Origin of the sequence: Paracidovorax oryzae ATCC 19882, from assembly GCF_000687165.1 — a bacterium.
Lineage (GTDB): Bacteria > Pseudomonadota > Gammaproteobacteria > Burkholderiales > Burkholderiaceae_C > Paracidovorax > Paracidovorax oryzae.
In genome coordinates, this window is the sequence record NZ_JMKU01000006.1 from 1 (window position 1) to 17257 (window position 17257).

Annotated in this window: 14 protein-coding genes, 1 tRNA gene and 1 pseudogene; 11 read left to right on the forward strand and 5 right to left on the reverse strand. The window is 69.5% G+C overall.

The window, feature by feature from the left end; genetic code table 11:
- Positions 1-807, forward strand: an 807-nt coding sequence (locus tag T336_RS0104995; RefSeq protein ID WP_026431711.1) for an IS3 family transposase, incomplete at its 5' end; no start/stop codon positions are given.
- Between the two features lie 30 nt (positions 808-837).
- On the opposite strand, the pseudogene T336_RS27585 reads toward T336_RS0104995, so the two are convergent.
- A pseudogene (locus tag T336_RS27585) lies at positions 838-1023 on the reverse strand (hypothetical protein); the annotation flags it as partial.
- On the opposite strand from T336_RS27585, the gene tnpA reads away from it, so the two are divergent.
- The 6 genes from tnpA (at position 1022) to T336_RS0105025 (ending at position 6415) form a co-directional block, all read left to right on the forward strand.
- Complete coding sequence (tnpA, locus tag T336_RS0105000) at positions 1022-1369, forward strand: IS66-like element accessory protein TnpA (RefSeq protein ID WP_035225358.1); 348 nt, start codon at positions 1022-1024, stop codon at positions 1367-1369. The pseudogene T336_RS27585 and the gene tnpA sit on opposite strands and share 2 nt — an antisense overlap.
- Positions 1345-1698, forward strand: a complete 354-nt coding sequence (gene tnpB, locus T336_RS0105005; protein WP_156957791.1) for an IS66 family insertion sequence element accessory protein TnpB — start codon at positions 1345-1347, stop codon at positions 1696-1698. The genes tnpA and tnpB overlap by 25 nt, the downstream gene beginning before the upstream one ends.
- Positions 1699-1739: 41 nt before the next feature.
- Positions 1740-3302 carry an IS66 family transposase gene (gene tnpC / locus T336_RS0105010; RefSeq protein WP_026431714.1) on the forward strand — a complete coding sequence of 521 codons (1563 nt, stop codon included), beginning with the start codon at positions 1740-1742 and terminating at the stop codon, positions 3300-3302.
- The gene (locus tag T336_RS0105015) at positions 3299-3880 is read left to right on the forward strand and encodes a plasmid pRiA4b ORF-3 family protein (protein WP_026431715.1); all 582 of its coding nucleotides are present in this window, start codon (positions 3299-3301) and stop codon (positions 3878-3880) included. Before tnpC ends, T336_RS0105015 begins: the two co-directional genes overlap by 4 nt.
- A 142-nt stretch (positions 3881-4022) precedes the next feature.
- The gene (locus T336_RS0105020; RefSeq protein WP_156957792.1) at positions 4023-6017 is read left to right on the forward strand and encodes a hypothetical protein; all 1995 of its coding nucleotides are present in this window, start codon (positions 4023-4025) and stop codon (positions 6015-6017) included.
- Positions 6014-6415, forward strand: a complete 402-nt coding sequence (locus T336_RS0105025; RefSeq protein ID WP_035225333.1) for a hypothetical protein — start codon at positions 6014-6016, stop codon at positions 6413-6415. Before T336_RS0105020 ends, T336_RS0105025 begins: the two co-directional genes overlap by 4 nt.
- Before the next feature lie 132 nt (positions 6416-6547).
- Here the strand turns inward: T336_RS0105025 and T336_RS0105030 are convergent, their stop codons facing one another.
- The gene (locus T336_RS0105030; protein ID WP_026431718.1) at positions 6548-7516 is read right to left on the reverse strand and encodes a LysR family transcriptional regulator; all 969 of its coding nucleotides are present in this window, start codon (positions 7514-7516) and stop codon (positions 6548-6550) included.
- A gap of 211 nt (positions 7517-7727) precedes the next feature.
- Between T336_RS0105030 and T336_RS25715 the strand changes: the two genes are divergently transcribed.
- Entirely contained in the window at positions 7728-9320 is a 1593-nt protein-coding gene (locus tag T336_RS25715; RefSeq protein ID WP_051647064.1) for an MFS transporter, read from the forward strand.
- Here the strand turns inward: T336_RS25715 and T336_RS0105045 are convergent.
- The 3 genes from T336_RS0105045 to T336_RS0105055 form a co-directional block, all read right to left on the reverse strand.
- Positions 9287-9360: transfer RNA gene (locus T336_RS0105045), tRNA-Gly, on the reverse strand. The genes T336_RS25715 and T336_RS0105045 overlap by 34 nt on opposite strands.
- A 47-nt stretch (positions 9361-9407) precedes the next feature.
- A complete protein-coding gene (locus T336_RS0105050; protein WP_026431721.1) occupies positions 9408-10466 on the reverse strand; it encodes an ATP-binding protein in 1059 nt (352 codons plus the stop codon).
- Positions 10463-11236 (reverse strand): response regulator, encoded by a 774-nt coding sequence (locus T336_RS0105055; protein ID WP_013595092.1) that lies wholly within the window; start codon positions 11234-11236, stop codon positions 10463-10465. The genes T336_RS0105050 and T336_RS0105055 overlap by 4 nt, the downstream gene beginning before the upstream one ends.
- 83 nt (positions 11237-11319) lie before the next feature.
- Between T336_RS0105055 and T336_RS24770 the strand changes: the two genes are divergently transcribed.
- The 3 genes from T336_RS24770 to T336_RS0105075 are packed head-to-tail and all read left to right on the forward strand — an operon-like array spanning position 11320 to position 17241.
- Positions 11320-12510, forward strand: coding sequence for an efflux RND transporter periplasmic adaptor subunit (locus T336_RS24770; RefSeq protein WP_035225335.1), 1191 nt, complete (start codon positions 11320-11322; stop codon positions 12508-12510).
- A 15-nt stretch (positions 12511-12525) separates the two neighbouring features.
- The gene (locus tag T336_RS0105070) at positions 12526-15696 is read left to right on the forward strand and encodes a multidrug efflux RND transporter permease subunit (RefSeq protein WP_026431723.1); all 3171 of its coding nucleotides are present in this window, start codon (positions 12526-12528) and stop codon (positions 15694-15696) included.
- A 3-nt stretch (positions 15697-15699) separates the two neighbouring features.
- A complete protein-coding gene (locus T336_RS0105075; protein ID WP_026431724.1) occupies positions 15700-17241 on the forward strand; it encodes an efflux transporter outer membrane subunit in 1542 nt (513 codons plus the stop codon).
- The last annotated feature ends 16 nt before the right edge of the window (positions 17242-17257 follow it).

Here is a 17257-nt window from a genome sequence, read left to right on the forward strand (position 1 = left end):
AGGCACCGTACGCCCTGTGGTGATGCCGAACTGCTCGCTGAGCTGCGGCAGGAAATTGCAGAGCTTCCCAGCTACGGCTACCGGCGTGCCTGTGCCTTGGTCAACCGCCAGCGCGCTGCGAAGGGTGCTCCCAGAGTCAATGCCAAGCGCGTCTATCGCGTGATGGCCGGGGCCGGCCTGCTGCTGCCCAAGGCGCCACGCCGACGCCAGTCCGCCCGCACTCATGAGGGCCGGGTGGCGGTCTCGCGCAGCGACCTGCGCTGGTGTTCTGATGGCCTGGAAATCAAGTGCGACTCGGGTCAGACTGTGACGGCTACCTTCACCAAGGACTGCTGCGACCGCGAGGTCATGGCCTGGAGGGCCTGGGAGGGCAAGGGACTGCCCGGCGAGCCGGTACGCGAGATGCTCATCGAAGCGGTCGAGCGTCGCTTCGGTGCAGTAGAGGCGGTGCCGGCAGGCCAGGAGTTGGAGTTCCTGAGCGACAACGGCGGGGCCTACATCGCCGCCGAGACGAGGGCGCTGGCACGCACGTTGGGCCTGAAACCCATCCACACGCCCGTGTGCAGCCCGCAGAGCAACGGGATTGCCGAGAGCTTCGTCAACACCTTCAAACGGGACTACGTGGCCCGCATGGACCTGCGTGATGCAAGGACGGTGCTGGCCCAACTGCCGGCTGCCTTCGAGCACTTCAACGAGGTGCACCCACACTCGTCGCTGAAAATGTGTTCGCCTCGTGAGTTCAGGCGGCAGCAGGCCGCCCGGGTGCGGCTGGAGCCATCGGTGGACCAGACGCTTTATTGCGAATAGGACGGGACCGGGAATACGGGGGCAACATCACCGCACCAGCCCCCACGACTGCAGTTCCTTGAGCCCGATGCTCACATTGGATCGGGAAATGCCCAACTGTTCGCCGATGTCGTCGGCATGAAGCTGCCGCTCCGTAAGCGTCCGGCGAACCCATCTTGAACGCTGAGGCGGGACCAGCCAGGATGGTGTCCACCAAACGAGATAGGTGGACACCATGCCTGACGCCAAGCCGGACACGCGCCGGCGCCACGACCCGGAACTGAAGCGGCAAGTCCTGGCCGAATGCGCCGCGCCTGGCGCTTCGGTGGCCAAGGTGGCGATGAGCCATGGCCTGAACGCCAACCTCGTCCACAAGTGGAGGCGCTTGGCGGCCCTGGATCGTGATGTCGCCATCGCCAGTGCGTTCGTGCCGGTGAGCGTCGTGCCGGAGACACCGCCAGCCGTCGAGATGCCCCGGTTCATCGAGGTTGACCTGCAACGCGGCCCGGTCGCCGTGCAGGTGCGCTGGCCGATGGCGAGCGCAGCATCTTGCGGCACTTGGCTGCGCGAGATGCTGCGTTGATCCGGGTGGATGCGCTGTGGCTGGCGGTCGAGCCGCTGGACATGCGGGCCGGCACCGAGGCCGCCCTGGCGCGGGTGGTCTCCGTCTTCGGCGCAGCACGGCCGCACCATGCTTATCTGTTCGCCAACCGCCGGGCCAACCGGATGAAGGTGTTGGTCCATGACGGCATAGGCGTGTGGCTGGCCGCGCGGCGCCTGAATGCCGGCCGCTTCGTCTGGCCTTGCGACGTATCCGGCACCTTGAGCCTGAACCGCGCCCAGTTCGATGCCTTGGTGCTGGGGCTACCCTGGCAGCGCGTCGGCGAAGCGGGCGTCATCACGCTGCTGTAGCCGCACGTGCAATTGCGGCATGTGCCGATGGCGCGCGCGGCATCGCTGCGGCACGATCCCTTCTCGTTATCTCCGACGACCTCGACACCCTCGATGCCCAACAACTGCGCGACGCCTTGCGCGTGGCGCGCTCCGAGGTGGCGTTCAAGCAGGCCGTCCTCGACAAGCTCACCCACGAGAACGCGATGCTCAAGCGCTTGAAGTTCGCGGCGCAGAGCGAGAGGTTCAGCGCCGAGCAGAAGAGCCTGCTGGACGAGACGCTGGATGCCGACCTGGCAGCCGTGGCCGCCGAGATCGAAGCCTTGCAGCCCGCTCGGCCTGCCGGCGAGCGCCAGCAGCCCCGGCGCGAGAAGCTGCCGGCGCACCTGCCGCGCCGCGACGTGTGCCACGAACCCGAGAACACCACCTGCGGATGTGGCCAGACCATGCGGCGCATCGGCGAGGACGTTGCCGAGAAGCTGGACTACCAGCCGGGCGTGTTCACGGTAGAGCGCCACATCCGCGGCAAGTGGGTGTGCAAGTGCTGCGAGCGCATCGTGCAGGCGCCGGTTGCGCCGCACGTCATCGACAAGGGCCTGCCGAGCAGCGGCCTGCTGGCCCAGGTCCTCGTCGCCAAGTATCTCGACCACCTGCCGCTGTGCCGCCAGGAGGCCATCTTCGAGCGTGCCGGACACGCCATCGCGCGCTCGACGCTGGCGCAATGGGTGGGCGAATGTGGCGTACAACTGCAGCCGCTGGTGGACGCGCTTACCCGGGAACTGCTCAGCCAGGGCGTGCTGCACGCGGACGAGACGCCGGTGGCGATGCTCAAGCCGGGCCATGGCAAGACGCACCGCGCCTACCTATGGAGCTACTGCACGACGCAGTTCAGCCCGCTGCAGGCCGTGGTCTTCGACTTCGCGGACAGCCGTGGCGGCCAGCATGCCCGCGGGTTCCTGGGGTTACCAGGGACGCCAGCTCAATCCGGCTGGCGGGGCCATCTCGTCTGCGACGACTTCGCCGGCTACAAGGCCTGCTTCGAGCTGGGTGTGACCGAGGTCGGGTGCATGGCCCATGCGCGGCGCAAGTTCCACGAGCTCTGGGCCAACCACGGCAGCCAAGTCGGCGAGCAGGCACTAAAGTTCTTCGGCCAGCTCTACGAGGTCGAGCGCGGGGTCGCCAACGCCGGCAGACAAGCCCGGCATGAGGCTAGACAGGCGGCCCGGCCGCTGGCCGATGCGCTGCATCAGTGGCTACGACAGCAGCGCCAGCGCGTGCCGGATGGCTCAGCCACCGCCCGAGCTATCGACTACAGCCTCAAACGCTGGGTGGCGCTGACGCGCTACCTCGACGACGGCGACCTGCCCATCGACAACAACTGGGTGGAGAACCGCATCCGCCCCATCGCGCTGGGGCGGCAGAACTGGCTCTTCGCCGGGAGCTTGCGCGCCGGCAAACGGGCTGCGGCCGTGATGAGCCTGATCCATTCGGCCAAGCTCAATGGGCTTGATCCCTACGCCTACATCCGCGACGTGCTGCAGCGGATGCCGACGACGTCAGCCAGCCGCATTGGCGACTTGCTGCCGCACCGATGGCGAGCTGGTGCTGCGACACTGGCCGGATGAGCACCAAGTTCCAGCGCGCCCAGCCCCGCATCGCCTACCAGCTGCGCATTGAGCTGCAGCACATCGAGCCCCTGATCTGGCGGCGCATCCTCGTACCCGACAGCGTCAAGCTTGCCAAGCTCGACCGCATCGTGCAGGCCGCCATGGGCTGGACCAACAGCCATCTGCACGACTGGCACATCGAGCGGCAACGCTACGGCATCCCGGACGACGAATGGGCGGGCAGTGGTCACATGCGGGACGAGCGCAAGTTCACCATCGGCGCGGTGCTGGGCGAACTGGTCAACGAGTTCATGTACAGCTACGACTTTGGCGACGGGTGGGATCATCGCATCACGGTCGAGGAGCGGCAGCCGATCCAGGAGAGCCGCAACGGCTGGCCGATGTGCCTGGCCGGTGAGAACGCCTGCCCGCCGGAGGACGTCGGAGGCCCACCGGGCTACAGGGACTTCCTGCAGGCCATGCTTGACCCGCAGCATGAGCAGCACGCCGACTACTGGTCTTGGTGGGGCGGCCCGTTCGACCCGAAGGGCTTCGGAATCAATGCGGCCAACATGGTGATCCGCAAGCTGCGCTGAACCGCGCTTACCTCAAGGTGGGGTTCACCGGACGCTTACGACGTTCCAGCCGTACGACCCGAGCCAGGCGATGGGGAGCATGGATCCGGTGTTGCCGGTGCCGGCGAACGGGGGCGGGTGCGGGGGGATCGGGGCGATCATCATGATCGTCATCGCAGTGGTCGCGACGATCTACACGGCGGGGTTGCTCACCGGGGCTTCCGGAGCCTTGGGCGAGACGCTCGTGGCCGGCGCCCAGGCCATGTTGCCCGGAGGCATGACCATCGCCGAAGGAGCGATCGCCGGAGCCGTGGGATCGGTCGCCAGCCAGGCCGTCGGCATCGCCATTGGCGCGCAGAAGGGCTTCAATTGGAAAAGCGTGGGGCTCGCAGCCGTGAGTAGCGGAGTGACCGCGGGATTGGGCAACCCCAGCTGGTTGCCCGACCTGGGCACCTTCGGCAATGCGGCGATGAAGCAGGCTGTCTCGGGCACGATCTCCCAAGGCATCGGCACCGTGCTGGGCCTGCAGCCACGCTTCGACTGGAAGGGGGTGGTGGCTGGCGCCATTGGCGCCGGCGTGGGAGCTACCGTGGGCAGCGCTCTGGACAAAGCCAACGCGTTCGGAAGCTGGGGAAGCGATTTCGCGACGGGGTTGGCCCGCGGAACCGTGTCGGGCTTCGCTGCAGGGATGACCACCGCGGTGCTGAAGGGCGGGCGTGTCCGCGTGCAGCAGGTGGCGACTGATGCATTTGGCCATGCGTTGGGTAGCAGCCTCGCGGAGGCCTCGCGGCCCGAAACTCAAGGGCAAGGTCCGTGGTCGGATGCCGGCTACCGCAACGGGTCCGACATCGAGAGCGACAACTACAACCCCGCAAGCGCCTACGGCTACCGCAATGGCGCGGACATTGAAAGCGACAACTTCAATCCAGCCTCGGCCTATGGCTATCGCAATGGCATGGACATGGAGAGCGATGCGTTCAATCCGGCCAGCGCGTATGGCTACCGAAACGGAATGGATGTGGCGAGTGACACGTACAACGGAAGCCGTCGCACCGTTACTATCGGCGAGGGCCAAGGGCCGCTCGCGGCAATGGCCGCGATGGGCTTCAACGAGCAGCAGCAGCGCGCGATGTATGGTCAGCTTGTAAGCAGCGGTCAACTCTCGTTCGATGCCAAGGGCATGCCGGTGGTCCAGTCAGGCCAGGAGCTGTATGTAGACCTGGACGACATGAGCGGCGCTCGCCTGGGTGGGCGCTTGATTGCGGCTGAAAGCGGCAATCGTGCGGCCATCGCTGCGGCCGAACAGCGCGCGTACTGGGACTCGCTGCAGGTCGGTGCCTGGAGCGGTAGGACCGGCGAAGGCGGGCCTGTGTGGCATGTGGGCGGTGCGGGCACAGCAGGAGGCTCTCTCGATGTGCGCGGGGTGGTTGATAGAGCCAACAACCTGGCGTACAGCAAGGACCTGACGCGCGAACAGTTGCTGGGAGCGCTGGGTGAGGTTCGGTCCGCCATGGGGAGTGCAGGCTCGAATGAGCAGCAGTTATGGCTGCAAGGTGCTGCACTGAGCCTGCATGAGGCCGGCGCGAGCCGCGGGCTGATGCGGCCTGGTGAAACGGTCAACAGTCCCGAGATGCTGGGTCTGGGTGTGGTGTCAATGGCATTCGGCGGTTCGAGTGGGTCTGCGCCTAAGAGCGTCCTGCCAAGCAGCGGGTATGCAGGGCCATCGTACAGGTCGGCGTTCCGAGCCTTCAATTCTCCAGATGAGGTTGTGACCTTCCCGAACCGCTTCTCGGAGGATGCGATTGAGTTGCGGTCGGTCCCCGCGTTGACTCCTGAGCAGGCGTTGAGGATGCCGAAAAACATCCTGTACGTGGTCAAGGAAGATGGCGGGCTGGTGATTGCGCCTAGGCCGAAGGACTTCTCGTATGGGCACGTGGACTTGGCCCGTGGAGAGAACGTTCTTGCCGCTGGCGAAGGCAAGGTGTTTTGGGGTGAGGTCAAGTTCATCGACAACGCTTCAGGGCACTACTTGCCGCAAGGCCCGGCGGCTCAGTCTGCAGCAGTGAAGGCATTTACTGACTATGGCTTCAAGGTTCCTAGCGGGGCGTATCAAGATAAGGTCTACGACTTCAAGTTGCGAAAGTGGGTGGCCAAATGAAGAACCAAGTGCTTGATGAATTCGACGCGCTGAGCAAGAGAGTTGCTCAGTTGGCGGGGCCGACTCTCGGTGAAGATGAGTTGGAGCCCTTGTACGAAGAGGTGCTGGGCTTCCTAGAGGCACATCCAGCACATAGGGCAGAGCTGGCTCAACGCCTCATTGACGTGATGGGCGCCTATCGCTTCGGTCGAGAGAGGCAGGAAGCCTTGCTGCCTAGCACTGCCATCGCTTACAGCATGCATGTGCTGCGATGGCCAGAAGTACTTGCGTTCGCGGAGCAAGAGCACCGCGCCTTCTACGCTCCAAAGATGGCAACGTTGATGACGGCCATCATGGCGGCCTTTGAGGACGACTGGGAGGACAGGGACTTCTACAAGCGCTTCCAAAGCGAAAGCTGAACTTCTCTGACCTGCTCCCTGTAGCCGTACCAATCATTGGGAGAGAGGCTCAGGGTTTTGCAGGTCACCAGGAATGGTGCTGACCCGAAGGAGCGTTTGCCGAGCGCCAGCGGGGCGGCGCAGCTGGATGCCTTACCGGCCCTCATCCCCCAACCTCCCCCTCAAAAAATCCACAAACACCCGCACCTTCGGCGACAACTGCCGGCTCGCCGGCCACACCGCCCGGAACCGTCCCGCCGGCCGTCGCTCCGGATCCGGCAGCACCTGCCGCAAGGCCCCTTCCCGCAAAGGCCCCTCCACCAGGAAATCCGGCATGCACCCGATCCCCAGGCCGCCCAGCGTCGCGCCGCGCACGGCCTCCATGTTGTTGAATCCGAGGACCCGGCGCAGGCGGGGCAGGGGGGATGGCGATGGCGCCGACGACAACATCGACAGCGGTGGAGGCGGCTCTTCTGGCGCGGTGGCCCCGCCGGTTTCCGGCAGCGGCCAGGGCAGCCACTGCCCTGAATTGGGATAGCGGAACGCAATGCCGTCGTGGTCCGCGAGGTCGCCCACGGTGGCCGGGGTGCCGCGCCGCGCCAGGTAGTCGGGCGATGCGCAGAGCAGGGACCGGTAGTGCCGCAGGGGCAGGCTCCTGAGCCGCGAATCGGGCAGGTCGCCGCTGCGGATGGCGATGTCCACGCCTTCGCCGATCAGGTCCACGATGCGGTCGTTGAAGTCGATGTCCAGTTCCACCTCGGGGTAGCGCTCCAGGAACTCCGGCAGCCGGGGCAGGAGGAGGTGGTAGGCGACGATGGGTACGCTCACCCGCAGGCGGCCGCGCGGCGCGGCGGCCGACTGCGACACCATGGCGCGGGCGTCGTCCAGGTCGTCCAGGATGCGGCGGCAGCGTTCGTGGAACTGCCGGCCTTCTTCCGTCAGGGCGATGCGGCGGGTGCTGCGCTGGAGCAGGCGCACGCCCAGTTCCTGTTCCAGCTTCGCGACAGCCTTGCCGACGGCCGAGGCCGAGATGCCGAGCGCGCGGCCGGCCGCGACAAAGCTGCCCAGCTCCGCAGTGCGCACGAAGGCCAGGAGGGCGGAGAGGCTGGAGGGGGTGTCCATGGGATTGCGGCCTGGGTTTTGCTGGGACTGCGCTGAAGCGCATTGATTGCGGAATTTTCTTCCGGATTGATCGGAGGCGAGGCCTGTTTTTCATCGAATGCGGAAGTTCTATCTTCGCCGCATCGGGGCCGGCACCGCTTGGTGCTGTGGCCTGGTCCTTCCTTTCTTGGCCGTTTCGCATTCCTGTGCCGCCTCCGGGCGCTCTTCCACCATGTCCCAACTGTCCTCCGACACCCCGACTTTCTCGCTGGCGTCCCCCGGCACCCCGCCCGATCCCGACCGCGGCCGGCGCCTGCGTGTGCTCGCCTGCGTCTGCATGGCTTCGGCGACGATGCCGATGGTGTTCACCGGGCCGGCCGTGGCCCTGGGCGGCATCGCCGATGCGCTGCATGCGTCCGCCGCGTCGCTGGCCTGGGTGACGAATGCCTTCATGCTGGCCTTCGGCAGCTGCCTGCTGGCGGCCGGGGCGCTGGCGGACCGCATCGGGCGGCGCCGGGTGTTTTTGGCGGGGGCGTGGCTGTTCCTGGTGGCGTCGGCGGCATTGCCGTTCGCCACGGGCATGGCGGTATTCAACGCGCTGCGGGGCCTGCAGGGGCTGGCGGGGGCGGCGGTGTTCGCGGGCGGTGCCGCTGCGCTGGCCCAGGAGTTCGAGGGCGAGGCCCGCACCCGCGCGTTCAGCTGGCTGGGCACGGCGTTCGGCGTCGGGCTGGTGCTGGGGCCGGTCACGGCCGGTGCGCTGGCGGGGGCGTTCGGGTGGCGGGCGATTTTCGGGCTGGTGATGGGGGCCATGGGCGTGGCGGTGCTGTTGGGCCGGGGCGCGTTGCGGGAGACCCGGGCCCCTGCGATGCACGCTTTCGACACGGGCGGCGCGATGGCGTTCACGCTGGCGCTCAGCGTGCTGACCTGCGCCGTGCTGGTGGCGGCGCAGGCGGGATGGGCAAATCCCCGTGTGATCGGCGGCCTCGCGGTGGCAGGGCTGCTGTTCGCCGTTTTCGCGCGCATCGAGCAGCGGGGCACCGCGCCGTTGCTGGATCTGTCGCTGCTGCGCTACCGGCGCTTTCTCGGTATCCAGTTGCTGGCCGCTGCGCCGGCCTATGCCTTCGTCGTGCTGCTGGTGTTGCTGCCGATGCGTTTCGCGGGCATCGAAGGGATGGGCGCGGGCCGTGCGGGATGGATGATGGCGGCCCTGTCGGCGCCGTTGCTGGTGCTGCCGCTCGCGGCCGGGCGGCTGGCGCGCCGCTGGTTACCGGCCGGGTTGTGTGGCGTGGGCCTGCTGGCCTGCGCGGCCGGGCTGCTGTGGCTGGCGGCGGCGCGGACGGGGCTGCAGGCCCTGCCGGCGATGGTGGTGATCGGTGCGGGCATCAGCCTGCCCTGGGGATTGATGGATGGCCTCGCCGTCAGCGTGGTGCCGCCGGAGCGCGCGGGCATGGCGGCGGGGATGTTCAGCACCACGCGGGTGGCGGGCGAGGGGGTGGCGCTGGCGGTGGTCGGTTCCGTGCTGGCGGGGCTGATCCAGGCCCGGCTGCCCGGCGCCGCGCAGGGGCAGCCGGTGGCGCAGTTGCTGGGGGCGGGGCGGCTGGAGGATGCGATGGCCCTGGTGCCGGCGGTGGCCCCGCACATGCTGGTGGAGGCTTACGAAGCGGCGTTTTCGCGGCTGGCGCAGGGCCTGGCGGTGGTGACGGCCGTGACGGCGCTGGCCGTGTGGGCCTGCCTGGGGCGGGGCGGCCTGCGGCAGGAGGGCGGTGCGCCCGCGGAAGGGGGGAGGAAAACTGGAGCGGGTGAAGGGAATCGAACCCTCGTATGAAGCTTGGGAAGCTGCCGTTCTACCATTGAACTACACCCGCGCGTGGCGCCATTGCGGCGCACGACGGGCTGGATTCTAGCGCTACTTTCACGTGGGCCAGTGCAGGGAGAGCACGGAGCCTCCGCCGGGCGCGGCCTGGCAGGTGGCGTGGCCGCCGTGGGCCTCCGCGATGGCCTTGACCACGGCCAGGCCCAGGCCGCTGCCGCCGGCCTGCTGTGGGCGGGTGGGGTCTCCGCGGTGGAAGGCCTCGAAGACCTGGGCGGCGAGTTCCTCGCTCATGCCCGGGCCCTCGTCTTCCACGCCGAGGTGGCACTGGCCGTCCGCCACGCGGGCGTGGATGCGCACCAGGCCCGGGTCGGCATGCTTGCGCACGTTTTCCAGCAGGGCGATCAGGGCCTGGCGGATGCGCACGGGGTCGCAGGTCACGGTGCAGGGCGATGCGATGTCGGCCTGCACGGTGAAGCCGCGCGCATGCAGGTCCGGCCCGAAGGCATGCACGACGGAGGCGACTTCCTGCGCGAGGTCCGCCTGCATTTGCTCCAGTTCCAGGTGCCCGCTGTCGCGCAGGCCCAGCATGCGCAGGTCTTCGATCAGCCGGCTCAGGCCTTGCACATGGCGCAGCAGGCCCTGGAACAGCTCGGGCCGCGGCTCGAAGACGCCTTCCGTCAGCCCCTGCAGGCGCCCGTGCAGGATGGTGACGGGGGTGCGCAGTTCGTGGGCGATGGCGGCGTTCCAGAAGGTGCGCTGCTTTTCCATGGCCTGCAGGCGTTCGGCCATGGCGTTGAAGTCGCGCACCAGCTGGGCGGTCTCTCCCATGGAGTGCTCGTCCGTGGCGGCGCGGGCCTGCAGGTCGCCCTGGGCCACCTTGCGCAGGCTTTCGGCCACGGCGTTCAGCGGCGCGAGGATGCGGCGCGAGAGCCGAACGGCGACGGCGATGGCGATGGCCAGCGCGGCGAGCAGGGTGGCCAGCATCCAGGCCAGCTCCACCCGCGACGGCACCCAGGTTTCGGAAATGCTCGACGGCGAATAGGCCATGAGCACGGAATAGAAGCCGTAGGAGCCGATCACCGAGATCAGGATGATGCCCAGGGCCATGACGCCCAGCGACAGCATGACCTGCCGGCGCAGGCCGGGGGTGCTGCTCATTCGCCGCTCCCCAGGCGGTAGCCCACGCCGCGCACGCTGACGGGAAGGCCCTCCACGCCCAGCGGCTCGAGCTTCTTGCGCAGCTTGCTGATGTGGCTGTCCACCGTGCGCTCCAGGGTGTCGCCCTCGGGCAGGCAGGCTTCCAGCAGTTCGAGCCGGGTGAAGACGCGGCGGGGCGAGCGCATGAGGCAGGCGAGCAGCTTGAATTCGGTGAGCGTCAGGTCCAGCAGGTGGCGCTGCCCGTCCAGGTGCACGCTGGCCTCGTGGGTCTCGGGGTCGATCTGGAAGATGCCGGCGCGCAGCACCGCCTGGGCGTTCGCGCCGCCCCCGGCGCCCCGGCTGCGGCGCAGCACTGCCTGCACGCGGGCCACGACCTCGGCGGCGTTGAAGGGCTTGACCACGTAGTCGTCCGCGCCGATGCGCAGGCCCATGAGCTTGTCGATGTCCTGGTCCATGGCCGTCAGCATGACCACGGGCGTGTCGCCGCGGTGGCGGATTTCGCTGAGCACCTTCCAGCCGTCCACGCGGGGCATCTGCACGTCGAGCAGGACGAGGTCGGGCTTGAGTGCCTGGTGCATCGCGAGCGCGGCCTGGCCGTCCGGCGCATGCACGGTCTGCAGTCCGTCGCGCGCCAGGTAGGCGGCGAGGATCTCGGCGATTTCGGGCTCGTCCTCCGCGATGAGCACGAGCGCCTGGGACGCGGATTCCCGGAAGATGCGGTGGGGTGGGATCGACACGCAGCGCACTCTACCGAGATTTTCCGGCTCCATCGCATCTCCACACAACGCCCAATCCTTCGCAGCCGTGGGGCGCCACAGTAGCGCCTTTTTCGCACGCGAAGGATTCCCTGGATATGCACACCCCCCGACGGCGGCAGGCCGCGATGATGGCGGCGGCGCTGGCCGCGCTGGTATTGGCGGGCTGCGGCACCGACGAGGCGCAGGACGCCCCCGCGCCGCCGGTGCAGGTGTCCGTGGCCACGCTGGTGCCCGGCGATCTCGTGGTGGCCGACGACCTGCCCGGCCGCGTGGCCGCGGTGCGCACGGCGGAGATCCGGCCACAGGTCGGGGGCATCGTGCAGCGCCGGCTGTTCGAGCAGGGCGCGGAGATCCGGCAGGGCGCGGCGCTCTTCCGGATCAACCCCGCGCCGTTCCAGGCCGATGCCGACCTGGCGGAGGCGGCGCTGCAGCGCGCGCAGGCGGCCTGGGCCCGGGCACGCCTGCAGGCCGAACGGCTGGAGCCGCTGGTGCAGGCCGATGCCGTGAGCCGGCAGGCCTATGACGACGCGGTCTCGCAGCGCGACCAGGCCGCAGCCGAGGTGGCGCAGGCCCGCGCCACGCTCGCGCGCCGGCGGCTGGACCTGCGCTTCGCGACGGTGGAGGCGCCGATCGCGGGGCGGGTGGACCAGGCGCTGGTGACGGAAGGCGCGCTGGTCTCGCCCACCGATGCCTCGCCCATGGCGCGCATCCACCAGATCGGGCAGGTGTACGTGGACGTGCGCCAGCCGGCGTCGGCGCTGGACGGCCTGCGGGCGGCGGCGCGGCCGGAAGGCGGCGCGCCGGAGGCCCCCGTGCAGATCCTGCGCGGCAATGGCGAGCCCTTCGGGATGCAGGGGCGCTTGCTGTTTTCCGGCATCACGGTGGATGCCGGCACCGGCGAGGTGCTGCTGCGCATCCTGGTGGACAACCCGCAGCGGCGCCTGCTGCCCGGCATGTTCGTGCAGGCGCGCGTGCCGCGGGCGGCCTATGCCCGGGCGCTCACGGTGCCGCAGCAGGCGGTGGTGCGCACGGGCGGCCAGGCCAGCGTCTGGGTGGTCGATGCACAGCGGCGCGCGCATGCGGTGCCCGTGCAGCTGGGTGAACTGGTGGACCGGCGCTACCGCATCGCGGCCGGGCTGCAGGAAGGGCAGCAGGTGGTGGTGGAGGGTGCGGAGCGCCTGACCGACGGCGCGGAAGTGCAGCCGCGCGACTGGGCGGTGCCCGGCGCGGCAGCCGCGTCCGCGAGCGTACCCGCATCGTCCCCCGCGCCCGCGGCCAGCCGCTGAACACCGAGCCGAGCCATGCCCCAGTTCTTCATTCGCCGCCCGGTGTTCGCCTGGGTGATTGCCCTGTTCATCGTGCTGTTCGGCGCCATCGCCATTCCGCAGTTGCCGATCGCGCGCTACCCGGCGGTGGCGCCGCCGGCCGTGAGCCTGTTCGCGTCCTATCCGGGCGCCACGCCCCAGACCCTGAACGATTCCGTGGTGAGCCTGATCGAGCGCGAGCTCTCGGGTGTCAAGAACCTGCTGTACTTCGAGTCGTCGGTCGATACCTCGGGCTCGGCGCAGATCACTGCCACCTTCAAGCCGGGCACCAACCCGGAACTGGCGCAGGTGGATGTGCAGAACCGCATCAAGGCCGTGGAGCCGCGCCTGCCGCAGGCCGTGCGCCAGAGCGGCCTGCAGGTGGAATCCGCCTCGTCCGGCTTCCTGATGCTGGTCGGCATGACCTCGCGCGACGGCCGCTACGACGAGGTGGGGCTCAACGACTACATGGCCCGCAACATCGTGCAGGAGCTGCGCCGCATCGACGGCGTGGGCCGCGTGCAATTGTTCGGCGCCGAACAGGCGATGCGGGTCTGGGTGGATCCGGCCCGGCTGCTGTCCTACGGCCTGGCGATGGGCGATGTCACCCAGGCCATCGAGCAGCAGAACGCGCAGGTCGCCCCCGGGCGGGTGGGCGATGCGCCGACGCTGCCGGGCCAGCGCGTCACCGTGCCGCTCACGGTACAGGGCCAGCTGTCCACGCCGGAGCAGTTCGCGGCGATCGTGCTCAAGGCCGGCACCGACGGCTCGAAGGTGGTGCTGGGCGACGTCGCCCGGGTGGAGCTGGGCGCGCAGTCGTACGCCTTCGCCAACCGCGAGAACGGGCGGGTGGCCACCAGTGCCGCCATCCAGCTCTCGCCCGGCGCGAACGCAGTGCGCACCGCGCAGGCTGTGCAGGACCGGCTGGACGAACTGGCGCGCACCATGCCCGCGGGCATGGAGGTGTCGGTGCCGTTCAATACCGCGCCCTTCGTGAAGATCTCCATCGAGAAAGTGCTCCACACGCTGCTGGAGGCGATGGTGCTGGTGTTCGCGGTGATGTTCCTGTTCCTGCAGAACGTCCGCTACACGCTGATCCCGGCCATCGTGGCGCCCATCGCGCTGCTCGGCACGTTCACCGTGATGCTGGTGGCCGGTTTCTCGATCAACGTGCTGACCATGTTCGGCATGGTGCTGGCCATCGGCATCATCGTGGATGACGCCATCGTGGTGGTGGAGAACGTCGAGCGGCTGATGGCCGCGGAGGGCCTGTCGCCGCGGGACGCGACGGTACGGGCCATGCGGGAGATCACCGGGGCGGTGGTCGGCATCACCCTGGTGCTCACCGCCGTGTTCATTCCCATGGCCTTCGCCACCGGATCGGTGGGCGTCATCTACCGGCAGTTCACGCTGTCGATGGCCGTGTCCATCCTGTTCTCGGCCTTCCTGGCCCTGACGCTCACGCCCGCGCTCTGCGCCACGCTGCTGAGGCCGGTCGATCCGGGCCACCACGAGCGGCGCGGCTTCTTCGGTGCCTTCAACCGCGGCTTCGAGCGCCTGTCGCAGGGCTACGCGGCCCGCGTGGCGCGCCTGGCAGGGCGCAGCGGCCGCATGATGATAGCTTTCGCGCTGGTCTGCGCGGTGCTGGTGCTGGCGGCGCGCCAGTTGCCTTCGTCCTTCCTGCCCGAGGAGGACCAGGGCTATTTCATGACCTCCATCCAGTTGCCCACGGGCGCCACCAGCGAGCGCACGCTGGATGTGGTGAAGGCCTTCGAATCGCACGTGGGCTCCCGCCCGGGCCTGGCGTCCAACCTGGTGATCCAGGGGTTCAGTTTCTCGGGTTCGGGGCCGAATGCCGCGATGGCGTTCACCATGCTCAAGGACTGGAACCAGCGCGACGGCGCCAGCGCGCGCGATGAATCGGAGCGGGCCCAGGAGGCGATGCGCCACACGCCGGAAGGCACGGTGATGAGCCTGCTGCCGCCCGCCATCGACGAGCTGGGAACCTCCTCCGGCTTCACGATGTTCCTGCAGGACCGCGCCGGCCGCGGGGCGGAGGCCCTGGCGGCCGCGCAGGCCCGGCTCATGGAACTGGCCGCGCAGAGCCCGCTGCTGCGCAACGTCTATCCCGACGGCCTGCCGCCGGGGGGCAGCGTGCGCCTGGACATCGACCGCCGCAAGGCCGAGGCCATGGGGCTGTCGTTCAATGCGATCAGCACCACGCTCTCGGCCGCGATGGGCTCGGCCTACGTCAACGATTTCCCGAACGCCGGACGCATGCAGCAGGTGATCGTGCAGGCCGACGCCCCCGCGCGCATGCAGCTCGGCGACGTGCTGAAGCTGCGCGTGCGCAATGCCGCGGGCGGCCTCGTGCCGCTGGGCGAGGTGGCCACCCCGGTCTGGACCGAGTCGCCCCAGCAGATGATGCGCTTCCAGGGCTTTACCGCCGCACGCATCGCAGGCGGCGCGGCGCCCGGCGTTTCCAGCGGTGCGGCCATGGCGGAGATGGAGCGCCTGGTGGCGCAGCTGCCGCTCGGTTTCGCCGCGGCGTGGACGGGGCAGTCGCTGCAGGAGCGCCAGTCGGCCGCGCAGGCACCGCTGCTCATGGCGCTGTCGGCCCTGGTGGTCTTCCTGGTGCTGGCGGCCCTCTACGAGAGCTGGTCCATCCCGCTGGCGGTGATGCTGGTGGTGCCGCTAGGGCTGGTCGGGGCGGTGGCGGCGGTGATGCTGCGCGGCATGCCCAACGACGTGTTCTTCAAGGTCGGCATGATCACCATCATCGGACTCTCGGCCAAGAACGCGATCCTGATCGTGGAGTTCGCCCGACAGCTGCACGCGGACGGTCGCGGGCTGCTCGATGCGGCGGTCACCGCGGCGCGGCTGCGTCTGCGGCCGATCCTGATGACCTCGCTGGCCTTCGCACTCGGCGTGGTACCGCTGATGCTCGCCTCGGGCGCCAGCGCCGAGACGCAGCACGCCATCGGCACCGGCGTGTTCGGCGGCATGGTGAGCGGCACGGTGCTGGCGGTGTTTTTCGTGCCGGTGTTCTTCGTCTTCGTGATGGGGCTGCAGGAGCGCGTGGCCGCGTGGCGCGCGCGCCGCAGTCCGCCGGAGGCCCTTCCGGCACCGGCCGGTACACCCGGCGCACCCACCACGGGAGGGCAGTGAGCCATGCGTACCGTTGCGATGATGCCTCTCCTGGCACTGCTGTCCGCCTGCACGCTGGCCCCTCCGCTGGAGCGGCCGGCCCCGCCGGTGCCGGCGGCCTTCCCGGACTACGGCAGCCGTGCTGGCGCCGCCGCCGCTGCCGCGCCCCCGCCGGGCACCGCCGTGCGTCCGGATGTCGCCGCGTCCGAACTGGGCTGGCGCGACATGTTCGAAGACCCGCGCCTGCAGCGGCTGATCGCGGCCGCGCTGGAGCACAACCGCGACCTGCGGCTGGCGGCGCTGCAGGCCGAAGCCGTGCAGGCACAGTACCGCATCCAGCGCTCCGCGCGCTGGCCCGAGGTGGCGCTGGACGCTTCCGCATCGCGCGAGCGCGGGGCCCGCGCCGGCACCGGATCCGGTGCGGCCGGGGTCGCGGGTGCAGGTGCAGGTGCAGGTGCAGGTGCAGGTGCAGGTGCAGGCGCGGCAGTCTCCGGGCAGGCGGCCTTGAGCGTGGGCGTGAGCGCCTTCGAGCTGGACCTGTTCGGCCGCGTCCGCTCGCTGTCCGATGCGGCGCTGGCGCGGTACCTGGCCAGCGAGCACGGCCACCGCGCCGCGCGGATCGCCCTGGTGGGCGCGGTGGCGGACGCGTATTTCGCCCAGCGGCTGGCGCAGGAGCAGCTCCGTCTCACCGGGCGCACGCTCGCCGACTGGCGGCAGTCCCTGGAATTGGCGCGGCTGTGGCGGCAGGCCGGGCAGAACAGCGGGCTGGACGTGGTGCAGGCCGAAGGGCAGGTCGCCTCCGCGGAGGCCGACCTGGAGGCCCGCCAGCGTGCGCTCGACCAGGCGGACAACGCCCTGCGGCTGCTGCTGGGCTCCGATCCACCCGCCGGCCTGCCGGAGCCGATGCCGCTGGAGGCGCGGCCCGTCGCTGCCCGCCTGCCGGCGGGGCTGCCCTCCGGCCTGCTGCTGGCGCGGCCGGACCTGCTGCAGGCTGAGCAGGCGCTCGTGGCCGCTCATGCCGATGTCGGCGCGGCGCGGGCGGCGTTCTTTCCGCGGATCGCGCTCACCGCGTCCGTCGGCCGTGCCAGCGATTCGCTGGGCGGCCTGTTCGATGCGGGCTGGGGCACCTGGCGCTTCGCACCGCAGATCACCCAGCCGCTGTTCGACCGCGGGCGCCTGCGCGGCGAACTGCGCCTGGCACAGGTGCGGCGCTCCGAGGCGGTGGTTCAGTACGAACGGGCGATCCAGGTCGCCTTCCGCGAGGTGGCCGATGCGCTCGCGGGAGCGGCCACCTATGGCCGGCAGATCGACGCCCAGGCGCGCACGGTGGCCAGTGCCACGCGGCGCGTGGAACTGTCGGAGCTGCGCTACCGGGCGGGCACGGAAGGGCGGCTGGAGCTGCTGGACGCCCGGCGCCAGCAGTATGCCGCGCAGCAGGCGCTGCTGGACCTGCGCCGCGCGGAGCTCGGCAATGCGGTGGCGCTCTACAAGGCGCTGGGCGGCGGGCTTGCCGAACGCGGGCCCGGGCCTGTGGCCGCTTTGCAGCCCGGGGGTACGGCGCCCTGAGTACCGGCAGGAGGGC